Origin of the sequence: Blastomonas sp. CCH1-A6, assembly GCF_001556365.1 — a bacterium.
Taxonomy (GTDB): domain Bacteria; phylum Pseudomonadota; class Alphaproteobacteria; order Sphingomonadales; family Sphingomonadaceae; genus Blastomonas; species Blastomonas ursincola.
In genome coordinates this window covers 1-15091 of sequence record NZ_LSIS01000152.1, presented here as the reverse complement: position 1 = coordinate 15091, position 15091 = coordinate 1, and the positions used below count along the sequence as shown (strand labels likewise).

The following is a 15091-nucleotide window of genomic DNA, read 5'->3' as shown; positions in this document are numbered from 1 at the left end:
GAAAGGCGAGAACTTAAGTCATGGCGAAACTGAGTTCCATCAACAAGAACGAGCGTCGCAAGAAGATGGTCAAGCAGTATGCTGGCCGTTATGCGCGTCTCCGTGCGAAGGCAGAAGACACCAGCCTGGATGAGACCGAGCGTCTGATCGCCCGGCTGAAGATGGCCGAGCTGCCCCGCAACGCGAACCCCACGCGCGTGCGCAACCGTTGCAACACCACCGGTCGTCCGCGCGCTTATTACCGCAAGTTCGGGCTCTGCCGTATCGAGCTGCGTGATCTGGCCAACAAGGGCCTGATCCCGGGCGTTACGAAGTCCAGCTGGTAAGGATTTGATGATATGGCAATGACCGATCCTCTGGGCGATATGCTCACCCGCATCCGCAATGGCCAGCAGGCCAGGAAGGACAGCGTGATGTCGCCGGCGTCGAACCTGCGCGCCCGCGTTCTCGATGTGCTGCAGCGCGAAGGCTATATCCGCGGATATAGCGAAGAGCTGCTGGGCCGTCACAAGGGCCTGCGCATCGAGCTGAAGTATTTCGAGGGCCAGCCCGCGATCAAGCATGTCGCGCGCGTGTCCAAGCCTGGCCGCCGCGTCTATTCGGGTTCCAAGGAACTGCCGATTGTGCGCAACGGCCTTGGCATCACCATCGTATCCACCCCCCGCGGTGTTCTGTCCGACGCTGAAGCGCGCGAACAGAATGTCGGCGGCGAGGTGCTGGCGGAGGTATTCTGATATGAGCCGCATTGGTAAAAAGCCTGTGGCAATTCCCGCAGGCGTCACCGCCACCATGGGCGATGGTGTCATCACCATGAAGGGTCCCAAGGGCGAACTGTCGATGCCGACCGTTCCGGACATCACCTACGACCTCACCGATGGTGAGCTGTCGGTGAAGCCCGCAAACGGCACCCGTCGCGCTCGCGCGTTCTGGGGCATGCAGCGCACGCTGGTGCAGAACCTGGTGGTCGGCGTGACCGAAGGTTTCACCAAGACGCTGAACATCACCGGCGTCGGCTATCGTGCCAACGTGCAGGGCAGCAACCTCAAGCTGCAGCTCGGCTACAGCCATGACGTCGATTTCGCCATCCCCGATGGCATCGACATCAAGACCCCGGACCAGACCACCATCCACATTTCGGGCAGCGATCGCCAGAAGGTGGGCCAGGTGGCTGCCGAGATCCGTCGCTGGCGCAAGCCGGAGCCCTACAAGGGCAAGGGTATCAAATATGCGGGCGAGTTTATCTTCCGCAAGGAAGGGAAGAAGAAGTAAGCCATGGCGAAGCTCTCTTTGTTCGATCGTCGCCGTCAGCGCGTGCGCACTTCGCTGCGCAAGCGGGCAGGCGGACGTCCCCGTCTTTCGGTGCACCGCACCGGCAAGCACATCTATGCGCAGATCATCGATGATGAGGCTGGCAAGACTCTGGCAGCCGCTTCGACGCTGACCAAGGGCAGCAAGGGCACCGGCGCGACCGTTGCCGATGCGATCGCCGTTGGCAAGAAGATCGCGGAAGCCGGCAAGCAGGCTGGTGTCACCACCGTTGTGTTCGACCGTGGCGGTTTCATTTTTCATGGCCGGGTCAAGGCCCTGGCCGATGCCGCTCGCGAAGGCGGTCTGGAGTTTTAAGCGATGGCAGATGAACTGAACAACGCAGAAGGCGGCACCGACGGCTTCCCCCAGGGTGAGCAGCGTCAGGGCCGTGGTGGTCGCGGTCGTGGCCGTGGTGGCAATGATCGTGGCGGTGAGCGCGGCGGCCGTGGCCGTCGTGACGATCGCAACAAGCGCGATGAAGAGCAGGGCGAAGAGCTGATCGAGAAGCTCGTCCACATCAACCGCGTGTCGAAGACCGTGAAGGGCGGCAAGCGCTTCGGTTTCGCGGCACTGGTCGTGGTCGGTGACGGTCAGGGTCGTGCGGGCTTCGGCCATGGCAAGGCGCGCGAAGTGCCTGAGGCCATCAGCAAGGCGACCGCCGCTGCCAAAAAGAAGATGATCCGCGTTCCGCTCAAGGAAGGCCGCACGCTGCACCATGACGGCAAGGGCCATTTCGGTGCGGGCAAGGTGACGCTGCGCAGCGCGCCCCAGGGTACTGGCATCATCGCCGGTGGTCCGATGCGCGCCGTGTTCGAAAGCCTGGGCGTGGCCGACGTTGTGACCAAGTCCAATGGCACCTCGAACCCCTATAACATGATCCGCGCGACCTTCGAGGCGCTCGGCGAACAGACCAGCCCCAAGTCGGTGGCAGCGCGTCGTGGCAAGAAGGTTGCCGACCTGCTGGGCCGTGGCGGAGCATCGGCTGCTGTCGCCGAGGTCGAAGCCGCCGCGATCACGGAGTAATCGACATGGCAACCATCAAGGTAAAGCAGACCGGATCGCCGATCCGTCGCCCGGAATCGCAGCGCAAGGTGCTGGCTGGCCTGGGCCTCGGCAAGATGAATCGCGTGGTGGAACACACGGACACGCCCGAAATTCGCGGCATGATCCAGAAGGTCCGTCACATGGTGACGATCGTCGATTGACCTTCTTCTCCCTCTCCCTTCACGGGAGAGGGACAGCTTCACGCAGTGAAGCTTAGGGGAGGGGCTTGCGCTACGGCCAGCCCCTCTCTACTGCGCCTAGCCAGCAGGTTGGCAAGGCTGCTTATCTCTCCCCTGAAGGGGAGAGAATTTTTATCAGCGCGAACAAAGCGAAAGCGAGTGCACCCATGAAACTGAACGAAATCAACGACAACAAGGGCGCCCGCAAGGGCCGTATGCGCGTCGGACGCGGTATTGGCTCGGGCAAGGGGAAGACCAGCGGTCGCGGCCAGAAGGGCCAGACCAGCCGCTCGGGCGTGTCGATCGCCGGATTTGAAGGCGGCCAGATGCCGCTCCACATGCGCATCCCGAAGCGCGGTTTCAACAATCCGTTCGGCAAGGACTATGACATCGTCAACCTGGGCATGATCCAGAAGTTCATCGATGCCGGCAAGCTCGCCACCGATGCGACCGTCGATCAGGCTGCGCTCCGCGCTGCCGGTCTGTCGCGCGGCGGCAAGGACGGCGTGCGTCTGCTCGCCAAGGGTGAACTGACCGCCAAGGTGACCTTCGCGGTCGCCGGTGCGTCGAAGTCGGCAGTCGAAGCCATCGAAAAGGCTGGCGGCAAGGTCGAGATCATCGCTCCGCGCGAACCGTACCGCAAGCCGGAACGCGAAAAGAAAGCCTGACCTCGAAGGTCGGCTTGTCAAGCACGCCCCGCCTCCCGATATGGTGAGCGCGGGGCGTCTTGCTTGAAGCGCCCCAAGGCGGTATCGCTGCGCTCTGTTGTCGCTGGGGCGGACAGGCGCGGGGGCTTAGGCGCTTCGGACAGAATTTTCGGCCACGCGCCAGCATGGGCGCTCAATGGGCCGCTTTTTGGGATACAGGTTTCATGGCATCACGGGCCGACAATCTGGCTAGCAATTTCAGCCTGGCGAAATTCAGCCAGGCGACCGATCTGAAGAACCGCATCTGGTTCACGATCGGCGCTCTCATCATCTTTCGCCTGCTGAGCTATGTTCCGCTCCCCGGCGTCGATCCCACCGCTCTGGCCGCGCTGTACCAGCAGACCAAGGGCGGCGTTCTAGACATCTTCAACACCTTTTCGGGTGGTTCGCTCGAGCGCATGAGCCTGATCGCGCTGGGCGTGATGCCCTACATCACCGCCTCGATCGTCGTGCAGCTCGCCGCCTCGCTTTCGCCGCAGCTCGCCGCGATCAAGAAGGAAGGCGAGTCGGGCCGTAAGAAGCTGAACCAGTATACGCGCTATGGCACTGTGTTCCTCACCGCCATGCAGGGCTATTTCATCGCCGTGGGTCTCGAATCCTATGCCGGCGCCAGCGGCATCCAGGCCGTGATCGATCCGGGCATCATGTTCCGCGTTGGCGCGGTGATCAGCCTTGTCGGCGGCACCATGTTCCTGATGTGGCTGGGCGAACAGATCACCGCGCGCGGCATCGGCAACGGCATTTCGCTGATCATCATGGCGGGCATCGTCGCGCAGATGCCGGTGTTCGGCGCGCAGCTGTTCGAAGGCGGCCGTACCGGCTCGATCTCGCCCTTTGCCATCGTCACCATGATCGCGATGATCGTCGGCCTGGTGCTGTTGATCAGCTTCATGGAGCGCGCGCAGCGCCGCGTGCTGATCCAGTATCCCAAGCGCGCGACGCAGCGCGGCGTGATGCAAGCTGATCGCAGCCATCTTCCGCTCAAGATCAACACCGCCGGCGTGATCCCGCCGATCTTCGCCTCGTCGCTGCTGCTCATGCCGCTGACGATCACGCAGTTCGCGGGCAATTCGGTCGATCCCGCCTCGACCGCCGGTGGCGTGCTGCAGACGCTCAACCAGTATCTGGCGCATGGCCAGCCGCTGTACATGACGCTCTATGCGCTCGGCATCATCTTCTTCTGCTTCTTCTACACCGCCGTGGTCTTCAACCCGGAAGAGACGTCGGAGAACCTGAAGAAGAATGGCGGCTTCATCCCCGGCATCCGTCCGGGCAAGAACACGGCGACCTATCTGGATTATGTGCTCACCCGCATCACCGTGGTCGGCGCGGCGTACCTGACCTTTGTCTGCGTGCTGCCCGAATATGTGATTGCGCAAACCGGCATTCCGCTGTTCTTCCTGGGCGGCACCAGCCTGCTGATCGTCGTCAACGTCACTGTCGATACGATCACCCAGATCCAGAGCCATCTGCTGGCGCATCAATATGCCGACCTGATCAAGAAGGCGAAGCTGAAGGGACGCTTGCGCTAAGCGCAGCGTTTGAGGATAGTCGGGGCCGGGCACAACCGGCCCGTTGGGGGATGGATTACCCATGAATATCATTCTTTTGGGCCCTCCGGGCGCGGGCAAGGGCACCCAGGCCCAGCGTCTGGTCGACGAACGCGGCATGAAGCAGCTGTCGACCGGCGACATGCTGCGCGCGGCGGTCAAGGCGGGCACGCCGATCGGGCTCAAGGCCAAGGCGGTGATGGAGGCGGGCGAGCTCGTCTCCGACGAGATCGTCTCCGGGATCATCGGCGATGCGCTCGACGAGCTGTCGCCCGAGACCGGCATCATCTTCGACGGCTATCCGCGCACTGCGGCCCAGGCCGAATCGCTCGACGAGATTCTGGAAGCGCGTGGCCGCAGCCTGCACCATGTCATCGAGCTCGAGGTGAACGAGGACGCGCTGGTCGATCGCATCACCGGCCGCTTCACCTGCGCCAATTGCGGCGAGGGCTATCACGACCGCTACAAGCTGCCCGCCAAGGAAGGCGTGTGCGACAAGTGCGGCTCGACCGAGTTCAAGCGTCGCCCGGACGATAATGAGGAAACCGTGCGCACGCGCATGGCCGAATATCGCGCCAAGACCGCACCGATCCTGCCGATCTACGAAGCGCGCAGCATCGTCAGCCGCGTCGATGGCATGGCGAGCATGGATGCTGTCGCTGGCCAGATCGCGGACGTCTTGAACGGTTAAATTTGCCCTGATTGCGGTATCGCTCCCTAAGCCCTCCCCCTCGATGGGGGAGGGTTGGGTGGGGGTGATCGCTCCGGATTGTACCCCGCTGTCATCGCCGCGCGGTTGCGCTCCGCGGCACCAACACCCTCACTGCTGCGACTAGCCAGCAAGCTGGCAAGTCTCGCTACCTCTCCCATCGAGGGAGAGGTGGGGAGTGCATGCGTCTGTCTCGTGCCGCCATCCTTCGCGCGCAGCTGGGGCTGTGCAAGCCTGTGAACTGCCAGTATAATTTGGGCTCGCGGGGGCAGGAGATCGAACGATGAACATCACGACTGCGCACAATGCCCGATTCACGCCGCGCCAGATTGCGTGGTCCGCGGCGGCCGCGTTGCTCGTGGCGCCTGCCATCGCGATGCTGTTCACGCGTGAGGTGAACTGGGGCGCCGAGGATTTTGTGGCGTTTGCACTTCTGATTGGTGTTGGTGGTCTTGCGGGTGAGCTGGCGGTGCGATTTGCTCGCAAGCCGGTGAACCGGGCGATACTGATCGCGGCAATTGCACTTGCCTTCCTGCTCGTCTGGGCCGAACTGGCGGTGGGCATCCTGCCCGGTTGAGGGAGCATTTCTTGATGAAAAGGTTGACCGTGGTTCTCCCGCTGGCGCTGCTTGCAGCGTGCAGCAGCGAGCCTGCCAAGCAGGATGAGCTGGTGACGCTCGACGGTGGCGCTACCGCCGCGGAAGGCACCGTGTCGGCCTCGGCGGGCGGCGCGACGCCTGCTCCGGTGACGGGCGTGCAGGCGGTCGATGCCGAGGGATCGAAGCTCGAGCCGCTGCTGTCGAGCGCGATCGGCGAGGCAGGGCTGGAGACCGGCGCGTGCCGCTTCAGCCCGGCCCAGGGCGCGCTGCCGGTGCTGGTGGCCAGCAAGACCGGCGGCAAGGCGATGGTCTCGGTCGCGGGCAGGACGGTGCAGGTTGCGGCATCGGGTCCCGTTCAGCAGACCGGGGGCAGCTTTGCGGGCGAGGGCGTGACGCTGATGGTCTCGGCCTCGGGCAAGGAGGCTGCGGGCAGCGCGGCGAGCATGCAGGTCAGCGACAGCGACGGACCGGCCTTCGCCTACAAGGACGGGTTCTGGGCCTGCAACTGAGCCCCGGCGCGCTCAGTCCTCGATCGGCGCTTCGGGATTGCGCACCTTGATCAGGCCGTTGCTGCGCAGCGTCATCACCGGCTCGTCATTCTGGTTGAAGATGACGAGATCGGACTTGAACAGGCCCATGTCCGGACGGTTCTTCGACCGGCGCTTCTCGATGATCGTGGTCTCGATGCGCAGCGTGTCGCCCGGATAGACGGGCTTCACCCAGCGCAGATTGTCCATGCCAGGCGATCCCAGACCCGCCTGGCGCGTGGTCTTCATGTTTTCGACCAGCATCGCCATCATCATCGCGCAGGTATGCCAGCCGCTCGCCGACAGCCGCCCGAAATGCGTCTGCGCCGCGGCCTCGTCGTCGAGGTGGAAGGGCTGCGGATCGTATTTCCGGGCAAATTCCATCACCTCCTCGCGGGTGACGTCATAATGGCCGAATTTCGAAGTCGTGCCGACTTCCAGGTCTTCATAATGGATCATGGGCTTAAGTCTTGATCCGCAACCTTGTATTTGCAAGCAAAATCAGCGCGCCAGCAGCGGAGCGAGCGTCGCAGGATTGCCATCCGAGGGCAGGGGCGCGATCCCGGTCAGCGCCGCGAGCAGCGGATAGACATCGACATTGTCGAACAGCGGCAGCGTCTCGGTTGGGCGGATCGAGGGGCCGAAGGCCATGAACAGCGCGTGCATATCGGCATGGGCGGGATCATAGCCATGCGCGCCCCCTTTGACCGGATAGGGCGGGGTACCGGACAGGATTGTCCAGCCGATCTCGGCAACGCAGATGATCGCGGCGACGCGCGGGTTCCTGCCATAATGCAGATGCTCAGGGAGCTGCTCCTTGCGATGGCAGGCCATATGGTCGTGCGGCTTCAGCAGCGCCTGATAGACGCGGTCGTCAGTGCCCGCTGCCGGTTCGATCGCGGCATAGGGCCCGGCCTCGACCGCGATATAGCTGGCGCGGTCGATCAGCTCGTCGAGCTGGATCACGCGGGTCTCGGCGGTTTCGGCCATGCCATGGTCGGCGGTGATGACGAAATTGGCGCGCACGCCGAGGGCCTCGACCCCGCGCACCAGATCGCCGATCCGCGCATCGACCTCTGCAATCGCGGCGTCGAGCTCGGGCGAGCGGCCCGGGCCGAACCGGTGCCCGGCGGTGTCGACGGTATCGAAATACATGGTGACGAGGCGCGGACGGATCGCAGCCGGTCGGCGCATCCAGTCGAGTACGGTGTTCACGCGCTGCGCATTGCCGATATTCTGGTCGAAGCGCAGCCAGTCGCTCGGACGGCGGCCGTCATGCGCAACCTCGCTGCCTGGCCAGAACATCGTCGCAGTGCGCACGCCCGCCTTTTCGGCGGTGATCCAGACCGGCTCGGCCTCAGCCCACCAGAACGGATCGAGCGCCTGGCGCGCATCGCCCATGCTGAACATCTGGTCGGGGCGGACGGGGTCGATCATCATGTTACCGACAATGCCGTTGCGGTCGGGGCGCTTGCCGGTGACGATGGTGTAGTGATTGGGGAAGGTCTTGCTGGGGAAGCTCGGCCGCATCGCCGCCGCGACGCCGCGCTGGCGGAATTCGGCAAGGTTCGGCGTCAGCCCGCGCTCGAGATAGTCGGGACGCATCCCGTCGATCGAGATCAGGATCGTGACCGGCGGGTCGGCATCCTCAGCCTGGGCAGAGGCAGGGGCCGCGAGCGCCAGCGCGAGCAGCGCTGCGACCAGCCGCGCGATCATGCCGACAGCCCGGTCATCCGCGCGCCGGGCGTGCCGTGCGCCACCTCTGCCGTCGCGCGGCGCTTGATGCTGTTCTGCCGCACCGATACCTTGTCCACGACCTGGAAATGGCTCAGCCAGGCCTCGGGCGTGACCTCGCAGACCACATAGCCGCGCTGGTCGTTGAGGAACTTGAGCTCGGGATTGTTCTTCATCATCTGCTCGCTGCCATAGCGCAGATCCGATCCGTCGCCGCCGCTGCTGATCGAGGTGGCGACGATCTCGGTGCCCACGACCTTGTCCTGATGGACCAGATCTCCGACGAAATTCTGATGCTCGTCGCCGGTCAGCACCACGACATTGCCCAGCCCCGCCATCCGGGCGAGCATCCGCTGGCGCGGCACTTCATAGCTGGCCCAGCTGTCCATGTTGGCGATGCGCGTGTCCTCGTTCGCGGCCCGCCTGCGGTCGAGGCTCATCATCATGATCTGTTGCGCCAGGCAGTTCCAGCGCGCGGTGTTGCGCTTGAGGTTGCGCGCGAGCCATTCTTCCTGCTCTGCGCCCAGCACCTGCGCGGTTTTGTCGCCCACGCCCTCGCAGATCGGCTTGAAGCCGTCGTCGCACGCCTGATCGCTGCGATAGGACCGGGTGTCGAGCAGCTGCAGTTCGGCGAGGTTGCCGAAGCGCGCAGTGCGGTGGAAGATGCCGGTGCCGAAGCGCGGCATGTTGGCGCGGCGGATCGGCATATGCTCGTACCATGCCTGGAGTGCGGCGGCGCGGCGCAGCGCGAAATACTCTGCCGGCACGTCGTTGCCGCCGCTGATCCCGGCGACCCAGTTGTTCTCGATCTCGTGATCGTCGAAGGTCGGGAAAAAGCTGTGCGCGGCATGCGCGCGCTGCAGGTCGGTATCGGTCTTGGTCTGCGCATAGCGCTGGCGGTAATCGGCCAGGTCGTAGAGATTCTGGCCGACATGCAGACGCACCGGCACCTGCAGGCTGCCGCTGAAATAATTGGCGCGGGTCGGGCTGCCGCCATATTCGTAGATATAGTCGCCGTAGTGGAACACGAAATCGAGGTCCTCGCGCGCGAGGTGATTGTACGCGCCGTAATAGCCGTCCTCGAAATTCTGGCAGCCGACCACGCCGAACTTGAGCCGCTCGACCGCCGCCTGCGCAAGCGGCAGCGTGCGCGCGCGCCCGGCAAAGCTGCGCTCGCCGCCCGCGGTGAAGCGATACCAATAGGGGCGATGCGGCTGCAGCCCGCTGACCTCGACATGCACGCTGTGCGCGGTCTCGGGACGGGCGATAACCTGGCCCTTGGCGACGATCGTGGCGAAACGGTCGTCGCTCGCCACCTCCCAGTCGACCGCCATGGGCGACATCGGCATGCCGCCATGCGCTTCGAGCGGATCGGGCGCGAGCCGGGTCCAGATCACGAAACCGTCGGGCGAGGGATCGCCCGAGGCGATGCCCAGTGCGAACGGGAAGGTGCGGAACACGCTCTGCGCCCTGAGGATGCCGGGCGCGGCGAGAGCAAGCGGCGCGGCAGCGATGAACAGGCGGCGTGAGAGCATCGGTCGTGGTCCTTCGAGGGGTGGCGGCGCAACACCGCCATGCCCGGATTATCTGACAGGCCGGTGACGGATCAGACGTTGAACTTGAAGTGCAGCACGTCGCCGTCCTGCACGACATATTCCTTGCCTTCCTGGCGCAGCTTGCCGGCATCGCGGGCACCGGCCTCGCCGTTCAGCGCGATGTAATCGTCATAGGCGATGGTCTCGGCGCGGATGAAGCCGCGTTCGAAATCGCTGTGGATCTCGCCTGCCGCCTGCGGGGCCTTGGAACCCACCTCGACCGTCCAAGCGCGCGCTTCCTTGGGGCCGACGGTGAAGAAGGTGATGAGGTGGAGCAGGTCATAGCCGGCGCGGATGACGCGGGCGAGGCCGGTCTCCTCGAGCCCCAAGTCCGAGAGGAATTCCATCCGCCCCTCATGGTCCATGCCGACCAGCTCGGATTCGATCGCGGCGGAGACCACGACGGCCTCTGCACCTTCGGCTTTCGCCTTTTCGAACACCCGCGCGCTGAACGCGTTGCCGTCCGCCGCGCTGCCCTCGTCGACGTTGCAGACATAGAGCACCGGCTTGGAGGTGAGCAGCTGCGCCTGCGCGAGCACGCGCGCTTCCTCGTCATCGGCAGGCTCGGTCAGCCGCGCGGGCTTGCCTTCGCGCAGCAGTTCGAGCGCCTTGCCGAGCACCGATGCGCCGATCTTCGATTCCTTGTCGCCCTGCTGGCCGCGCTTGACCAGGCCGGGGACGCGCTTTTCGAGGCTTTCGAGATCGGCGAGCAGCAATTCGGTCTCGACCGTCTCGGCGTCCGAGATTGGATCGACCTTGTTCTCGACATGCTGGATGTCGTCATCCTCGAAACAGCGCAGCACGTGCACGATGGCATCGACCTCGCGAATGTTGCCGAGAAACTGGTTGCCCAGGCCTTCGCCCTTCGAGGCACCGCGCACCAGACCTGCAATGTCGACGAACGCAAGCTGGGTGGGGATGATCTTCTGGCTGCCCGCGATGGCGGCCAGCTTGTCGAGCCGCGGATCGGGCACTGCGACATTGCCGACATTGGGCTCGATCGTGCAGAACGGATAGTTCGCCGCCTGCGCCGCCTGCGTCTCGGTCAGCGCGTTGAACAGCGTGGACTTGCCGACATTCGGCAGCCCGACGATACCGCATTTGAAACCCATGATTATCCCAGCCTGAAAGTGATTGTCGGCGCCTGCGCCGACCCTGGCTGCGCCCTAGCGCCATTGCCGGGGCAATTCCAGTCTCTCCGCTCAACCGATATCATGCACCGCCTTGACCCAGGGGCCATAGGGGGAGCTGCCCAACATCTGCACCTGCACCCTGGCTGAAACCTCGTTGATCGCTTCTTGCGGTTTGGGGCCGGGATGCACGGCACGGCGCAGGGGACGCTGGCCGGCGGGCAGCGCGATGATCTCGGCGATCGCGCGGGGGACGTCCATCGGGTCGGCCGAGCGACCGCTGCCGTCCTCCGTGCCCATGCGCGCCACCACCGCCGGATAGGCCGTCGCGCGCTCGGCATCGAGCCGCGCCTTGAGCGCGCCGGTATAGCGGTTGCGGTTGCGCCAGACATCGGTGGGATAGCCGCCCGGTTCGATGATCGTCACGTCTATGCCATGTGGCACCAGTTCATAGGCCATCTGCTCGCTCAAGGCTTCGAGCGCGAACTTGGTCGCGGAATAATGCCCGCCATTGGGGACGATCACCCGGCCGAGCTGCGAGGAGATGTTGACGATCAGGCCGCGCTTGGCCTTGCGCATCGCGGGCAGAGCCGCGCGGGCGACGCGCTGGGCACCGAAGACATTCGTGTCGAAGATGAGCTTCGTCGCTTCCATGTCCTGCAATTCGACCGGGCCGGTAATGCCGATCCCGGCATTGTTGACGACGACATCGAGCGCGCCACCGGCTTGCGCCTCTGCTTCGCGCACTGCCTTGGCGACCATGGCATCCGACAGGACATCGAGCTCGAGCACCGAGATGTCCAGCTTTTCGGTCTCTGCCGCGTTGAGCAGTTCGCTGGCCTGGGGACGTGGCAGGTTGCGCATGGTCGCGAAGACCTTTGCACCGGCGCGCGCATAATGCAGTGCACCGAGAAAGCCGAAGCCGGTCGCGGCGCCGGTGATGAGAACGGACTTGCCCTTGAGATCGGGGGTTGCCGCCGACTGCGCTGCGGCACCGGGCGCGAACGCGGCAATACCGGCCAGCGCTGCGCCGCCAAGCACGTCGCGGCGATGGGGAAATTCGGCCATGGCTGTCACTCCTGAAAGACTGCGGCCGCCAGCATCGCAAAACCTGCTGGCGGCCGCAAATGTTTCAGGGACTTGGGCGTGCTTGTTACGGTTAACCCTCAGCCCGCAGCGCAAGATTGCGGTACGATCAGTTGCCGACCGGCTGCTTGTCGGTCCGCGTCACCACGATGGTCGACGAGCGCGGCTTTTCGCCGGCGATCGGCCAGTTGCCCGTCGGGTGCTGGATGTTGACGAAGAAGTCGGTGAGGCTGGGCGTATAGGCGATGCCCGTGATCTCGCAGCCGAGCGGACCGACCAGGAACCGCTTGGACTGCTTGGTGCGCTGATCGACATGGAACATCGCGTTATGACCGAACGCCTGGTCGATGGTGACGCCGCTGACGCCCGAATTGCCCGGGACTGAGTGGTCGGTCTGCACCCAAAGGCGGCCCTGCGGGTCGATGCGGATGCCGTCGGGGCTGGAGAAGGTATCGCCGTTGATATTGCCGACAAGATTGTCGCCGCCCGGACGCAGCGCCGGATCGCCCGCGAGCAGGAACAGCTCCCAGGTGAAGGTGGTGGCGAGCGGCGAATCGCCCGATTCGCGCATCTTGAGGATGTGGCCGTGGCGGTTGGTGACGCGCGGGTTGGTGGCATCGGTGACGCGGCGGCCCGAATTGTTGGTCAGCGCGACGAAGATCGCAGTGTTGTCGGGCGCCACCGTGATCCATTCGGGGCGGTCCATCACCGTGCCCCCGGCGACGCGCGCGGCCGACTTGGTGTTGATCAGTACATCGGCCTGATTGCGGAAATCGACGGTGCGTGCGGCAGGCGGCGTGGTCGACTGGCTGACATCGCCCGGATCGCGCGCGCCGACGACCAGGCCGTTCTGGCCCTGTTGCAGCAGGCGCCATTCGCCGGTGCCGTCCGCGTTGAAGCGCGCGACGAACAGCTGGCCGAAATCGAGCATGTCGATATTGGCGGCGCGGTTGGTGGCGCTGAAAGCGCGTTCGCACACGAACTTGTAGATGCAGCCCGGGGTCGCATCGTCACCCATGTAGAAGGCGACGCGGCGGTCGGCATTGGCCATGAACGCGGTGTTCTCATGGTCGAACCGGCCCATTGCGGTGCGCTTGGTCGGCTGGGCGAGCTCCTGGAACGGGTCGATCTCGACCACCCAGCCATAATCGTTGGCGGGCTGGCTCGGGTCGAAATAATTGTCCGTGGTTTCCTCGCAGGTGAGATAGGTATTCCACGGCGTGCGGCCGCTGGCACAGTTGTTGAGCGTGCCCTTGATCGGGTTGCTGAGCAGACCCGCCGCCGGACCGCCGACGCGATAGGCCGAGTTGCCGGTATAGCGCTTGTTGTAGCGCGAATTGGGAACGACCGACCATTTGCCGTCCGCGCCCTTGGTGATCTCGACCACGCCGACGCCGACTGCCGAGAGCGCGAGCTGGCGCTGCGCGGCGGTGGCCGAAGCGGGATTGCTGGTGACCGCCGCCGCATCGGCATCGCTCATTAGGATGTTGAAATCGGGATATTCGAAGTTCACCGCGAGCACGCCCGACGTGTTGGCGTCGGTGTTCGGGATTGCGAACAGCTCCATGCCGTCATGGTTGCCGCCGGCCCATTTCTCGGCCTGGCCGGGAGTGGGGAAGGCGCCCGAGAAGCCGGCGACGCCGGGCTCGATCAGATCGCCCGCCTTGAGCAGCACGGCGGTCTCATATCCGGTCGGCACGGTGACGCGGTCGTTCTGATTGGCCGGGACCGAGTTGAACGTGACCGAGAAGCTGGGGGCAGGGGCCGGGGTCGGTGTCGGCGTCGGCGCGGTGCCGGTATTGGGGGGCAGCGTGACATTGTTGCCCGCGCCATTGCCGTCACCGCCGCAGCTTGCGACCATCGGCGCCAGCGCCAGCCCGAACAGGCCGTTCACCAGGATCTTGCGGCGCGACGGATTGGCCGCGACGATCGCTTCCAGGCTGTTGGGATCGTCATGATCGGCATTTTCGATGCGATAGGGCGCGCGCGCAGCGTCGGTCAGGTGAGACAAGGTGATTCCCCCGAAAAATCATGGTGTTGGTGCCGCATTCAGCCCCGCGCTGGAACGGCGTGCGCGTGTGTTGCCCGAGTTGCGCGCGATCGTGATGGCGGCGCGATGACAGGTCGAAGAAAACTGTGCGTCAGCAACAAGACATCGTTTCGGGGGCAATTTGCTGGTCAAGACATCTTGGCATCGCGGGCAGCGCGCATCACATCGCCGCCATGACCCGTTTCTGGACCATCGACGATCTCGCGCGCGATCTGGCGGCGCTGGGGCTGGGGAAGGGCGATATCGTGCTGGGCCATGCTGGCCTGCGCAGCATCGGTCCGATGATCGCCGGGCCCGATACACTGATCGCGGCGCTGCGCCAGGTGGTGGGGGCGGACGGCACGGTCATGGCCTATGCCGACTGGCAGGGCGCCCCCGAAGCGGCTTGCGACGAGGAAGGGCATATCCTGCGCGAATGGCGCGACCATGTGTTGCCCTTCGATCCCGCCGCATCGCGCGCGATCCGCGACAATGGCGCATTTCCTGAATTCCTGCGCACCACGCCCGGCGCGCTGCGGAGCCTCAGCCCCGGCCCCTCGATGGTGGCGCTGGGGGCGAAGGCCGCTTGGCTGATCGATCCGCACCCGCTCGATTACGGCTATGGCCCCGGCACTCCTCTGGCGCGGCTGGTGGAGGCGGGCGGCAAGGTCGTGATGATCGGCGCGCCGTGGGAGACGATGACGCTGCTCCACCATGCCGAACATCTTGCCGACATCCCGGGCAAGCGCGTCGTCCGCTGGGACGTGCCGTTTCTCGAGGACGGGCAGACGGTGTGGCGCACGGTCGAGGAATATGACACCGGCAATCCGGTGGTCGATGGGCTCGACGACGACTATTTCGATCGGGTCGTGCGCGATTTCTTCGCGGCGGGCGG

18 protein-coding genes are annotated in these 15091 nt (G+C 64.8%); 12 read left to right on the top strand and 6 right to left on the bottom strand.

The features are described from left to right. Window positions 1-20 precede the first annotated feature (20 nt). The 11 genes from rpsN (at window position 21) to AX735_RS06010 (ending at window position 6604) form a co-directional block, all read left to right on the top strand. Window positions 21-326 carry a 30S ribosomal protein S14 gene (rpsN, locus tag AX735_RS06060; RefSeq protein ID WP_023837776.1) on the top strand — a complete coding sequence of 102 codons (306 nt, stop codon included), beginning with the start codon at window positions 21-23 and terminating at the stop codon, window positions 324-326. 12 nt (window positions 327-338) lie between these two features. Then, a complete protein-coding gene (gene rpsH, locus AX735_RS06055; RefSeq protein ID WP_060979876.1) occupies window positions 339-734 on the top strand; it encodes a 30S ribosomal protein S8 in 396 nt (131 codons plus the stop codon). Window position 735: 1 nt separating this feature from the next. After that, the gene (rplF, locus tag AX735_RS06050; protein WP_031318019.1) at window positions 736-1269 is read left to right on the top strand and encodes a 50S ribosomal protein L6; all 534 of its coding nucleotides are present in this window, start codon (window positions 736-738) and stop codon (window positions 1267-1269) included. 3 nt (window positions 1270-1272) lie between these two features. After that, a complete protein-coding gene (gene rplR, locus AX735_RS06045) occupies window positions 1273-1623 on the top strand; it encodes a 50S ribosomal protein L18 (protein ID WP_066277225.1) in 351 nt (116 codons plus the stop codon). A gap of 3 nt (window positions 1624-1626) precedes the next feature. Next, window positions 1627-2331, top strand: coding sequence for a 30S ribosomal protein S5 (gene rpsE / locus AX735_RS06040; RefSeq protein ID WP_060979878.1), 705 nt, complete (start codon window positions 1627-1629; stop codon window positions 2329-2331). A gap of 5 nt (window positions 2332-2336) precedes the next feature. Beyond that, complete coding sequence (rpmD, locus tag AX735_RS06035; protein ID WP_023837771.1) at window positions 2337-2513, top strand: 50S ribosomal protein L30; 177 nt, start codon at window positions 2337-2339, stop codon at window positions 2511-2513. A gap of 185 nt (window positions 2514-2698) precedes the next feature. After that, entirely contained in the window at window positions 2699-3199 is a 501-nt protein-coding gene (gene rplO, locus AX735_RS06030) for a 50S ribosomal protein L15 (protein ID WP_066277223.1), read from the top strand. A gap of 203 nt (window positions 3200-3402) precedes the next feature. Further along, window positions 3403-4770, top strand: a complete 1368-nt coding sequence (gene secY, locus AX735_RS06025; protein WP_066277220.1) for a preprotein translocase subunit SecY — start codon at window positions 3403-3405, stop codon at window positions 4768-4770. A 61-nt stretch (window positions 4771-4831) separates the two neighbouring features. Continuing rightward, window positions 4832-5479, top strand: a complete 648-nt coding sequence (locus AX735_RS06020; RefSeq protein ID WP_066277215.1) for an adenylate kinase — start codon at window positions 4832-4834, stop codon at window positions 5477-5479. A gap of 301 nt (window positions 5480-5780) precedes the next feature. Next, entirely contained in the window at window positions 5781-6074 is a 294-nt protein-coding gene (locus AX735_RS06015; RefSeq protein WP_082750957.1) for a hypothetical protein, read from the top strand. A 14-nt stretch (window positions 6075-6088) separates the two neighbouring features. Continuing rightward, window positions 6089-6604: a hypothetical protein gene (locus tag AX735_RS06010; RefSeq protein ID WP_066277206.1), complete on the top strand. Its 516-nt coding sequence runs from the start codon at window positions 6089-6091 to the stop codon at window positions 6602-6604. Window positions 6605-6616: 12 nt separating this feature from the next. Here AX735_RS06010 and AX735_RS06005 read toward each other — a convergent pair whose 3' ends face one another. The 6 genes from AX735_RS06005 to AX735_RS05980 form a co-directional block, all read right to left on the bottom strand. Continuing rightward, entirely contained in the window at window positions 6617-7081 is a 465-nt protein-coding gene (locus AX735_RS06005; RefSeq protein ID WP_066277202.1) for a MaoC family dehydratase, read from the bottom strand. A 42-nt stretch (window positions 7082-7123) separates the two neighbouring features. Further along, window positions 7124-8338 carry an alkaline phosphatase family protein gene (locus tag AX735_RS06000; protein WP_066277199.1) on the bottom strand — a complete coding sequence of 405 codons (1215 nt, stop codon included), beginning with the start codon at window positions 8336-8338 and terminating at the stop codon, window positions 7124-7126. Beyond that, entirely contained in the window at window positions 8335-9891 is a 1557-nt protein-coding gene (locus tag AX735_RS05995) for an alkaline phosphatase D family protein (RefSeq protein ID WP_066277196.1), read from the bottom strand. Before AX735_RS05995 ends, AX735_RS06000 begins: the two co-directional genes overlap by 4 nt. A 71-nt stretch (window positions 9892-9962) precedes the next feature. Then, window positions 9963-11063, bottom strand: coding sequence for a redox-regulated ATPase YchF (gene ychF, locus AX735_RS05990; protein ID WP_066277192.1), 1101 nt, complete (start codon window positions 11061-11063; stop codon window positions 9963-9965). Between the two features lie 90 nt (window positions 11064-11153). After that, entirely contained in the window at window positions 11154-12149 is a 996-nt protein-coding gene (locus tag AX735_RS05985; protein ID WP_066277189.1) for an SDR family oxidoreductase, read from the bottom strand. Between the two features lie 127 nt (window positions 12150-12276). Next, entirely contained in the window at window positions 12277-14178 is a 1902-nt protein-coding gene (locus AX735_RS05980) for a PhoX family protein (RefSeq protein WP_066277187.1), read from the bottom strand. Between the two features lie 212 nt (window positions 14179-14390). On the opposite strand from AX735_RS05980, the gene aac(3) reads away from it, so the two are divergent. Beyond that, window positions 14391-15091: aminoglycoside 3-N-acetyltransferase (aac(3), locus tag AX735_RS05975; protein ID WP_066277184.1), on the top strand; the 701-nt coding region annotated here is incomplete at its 3' end.

Excerpts from the sequence above, each read along its gene's own strand:
- rplR (WP_066277225.1), top strand. The coding sequence starts at position 1,273 with ATGGCGAAGCTCTCTTTGTTCGATCGTCGCCGTCAGCGCGTGCGCACT.
- rpmD (WP_023837771.1), top strand. The coding sequence starts at position 2,337 with ATGGCAACCATCAAGGTAAAGCAGACCGGATCGCCGATCCGTCGCCCG.
- ychF (WP_066277192.1), bottom strand. The coding sequence starts at position 11,063 with ATGGGTTTCAAATGCGGTATCGTCGGGCTGCCGAATGTCGGCAAGTCC.
- rplF (WP_031318019.1), top strand. The coding sequence starts at position 736 with ATGAGCCGCATTGGTAAAAAGCCTGTGGCAATTCCCGCAGGCGTCACC.
- AX735_RS06005 (WP_066277202.1), bottom strand. The coding sequence starts at position 7,081 with ATGATCCATTATGAAGACCTGGAAGTCGGCACGACTTCGAAATTCGGC.
- rplO (WP_066277223.1), top strand. The coding sequence starts at position 2,699 with ATGAAACTGAACGAAATCAACGACAACAAGGGCGCCCGCAAGGGCCGT.
- AX735_RS06020 (WP_066277215.1), top strand. The coding sequence starts at position 4,832 with ATGAATATCATTCTTTTGGGCCCTCCGGGCGCGGGCAAGGGCACCCAG.
- rpsE (WP_060979878.1), top strand. The coding sequence starts at position 1,627 with ATGGCAGATGAACTGAACAACGCAGAAGGCGGCACCGACGGCTTCCCC.
- AX735_RS06015 (WP_082750957.1), top strand. The coding sequence starts at position 5,781 with ATGAACATCACGACTGCGCACAATGCCCGATTCACGCCGCGCCAGATT.
- AX735_RS05985 (WP_066277189.1), bottom strand. The coding sequence starts at position 12,149 with ATGGCCGAATTTCCCCATCGCCGCGACGTGCTTGGCGGCGCAGCGCTG.
- AX735_RS05995 (WP_066277196.1), bottom strand. The coding sequence starts at position 9,891 with ATGCTCTCACGCCGCCTGTTCATCGCTGCCGCGCCGCTTGCTCTCGCC.
- AX735_RS06010 (WP_066277206.1), top strand. The coding sequence starts at position 6,089 with ATGAAAAGGTTGACCGTGGTTCTCCCGCTGGCGCTGCTTGCAGCGTGC.
- secY (WP_066277220.1), top strand. The coding sequence starts at position 3,403 with ATGGCATCACGGGCCGACAATCTGGCTAGCAATTTCAGCCTGGCGAAA.
- rpsH (WP_060979876.1), top strand. The coding sequence starts at position 339 with ATGGCAATGACCGATCCTCTGGGCGATATGCTCACCCGCATCCGCAAT.
- AX735_RS06000 (WP_066277199.1), bottom strand. The coding sequence starts at position 8,338 with ATGATCGCGCGGCTGGTCGCAGCGCTGCTCGCGCTGGCGCTCGCGGCC.
- rpsN (WP_023837776.1), top strand. The coding sequence starts at position 21 with ATGGCGAAACTGAGTTCCATCAACAAGAACGAGCGTCGCAAGAAGATG.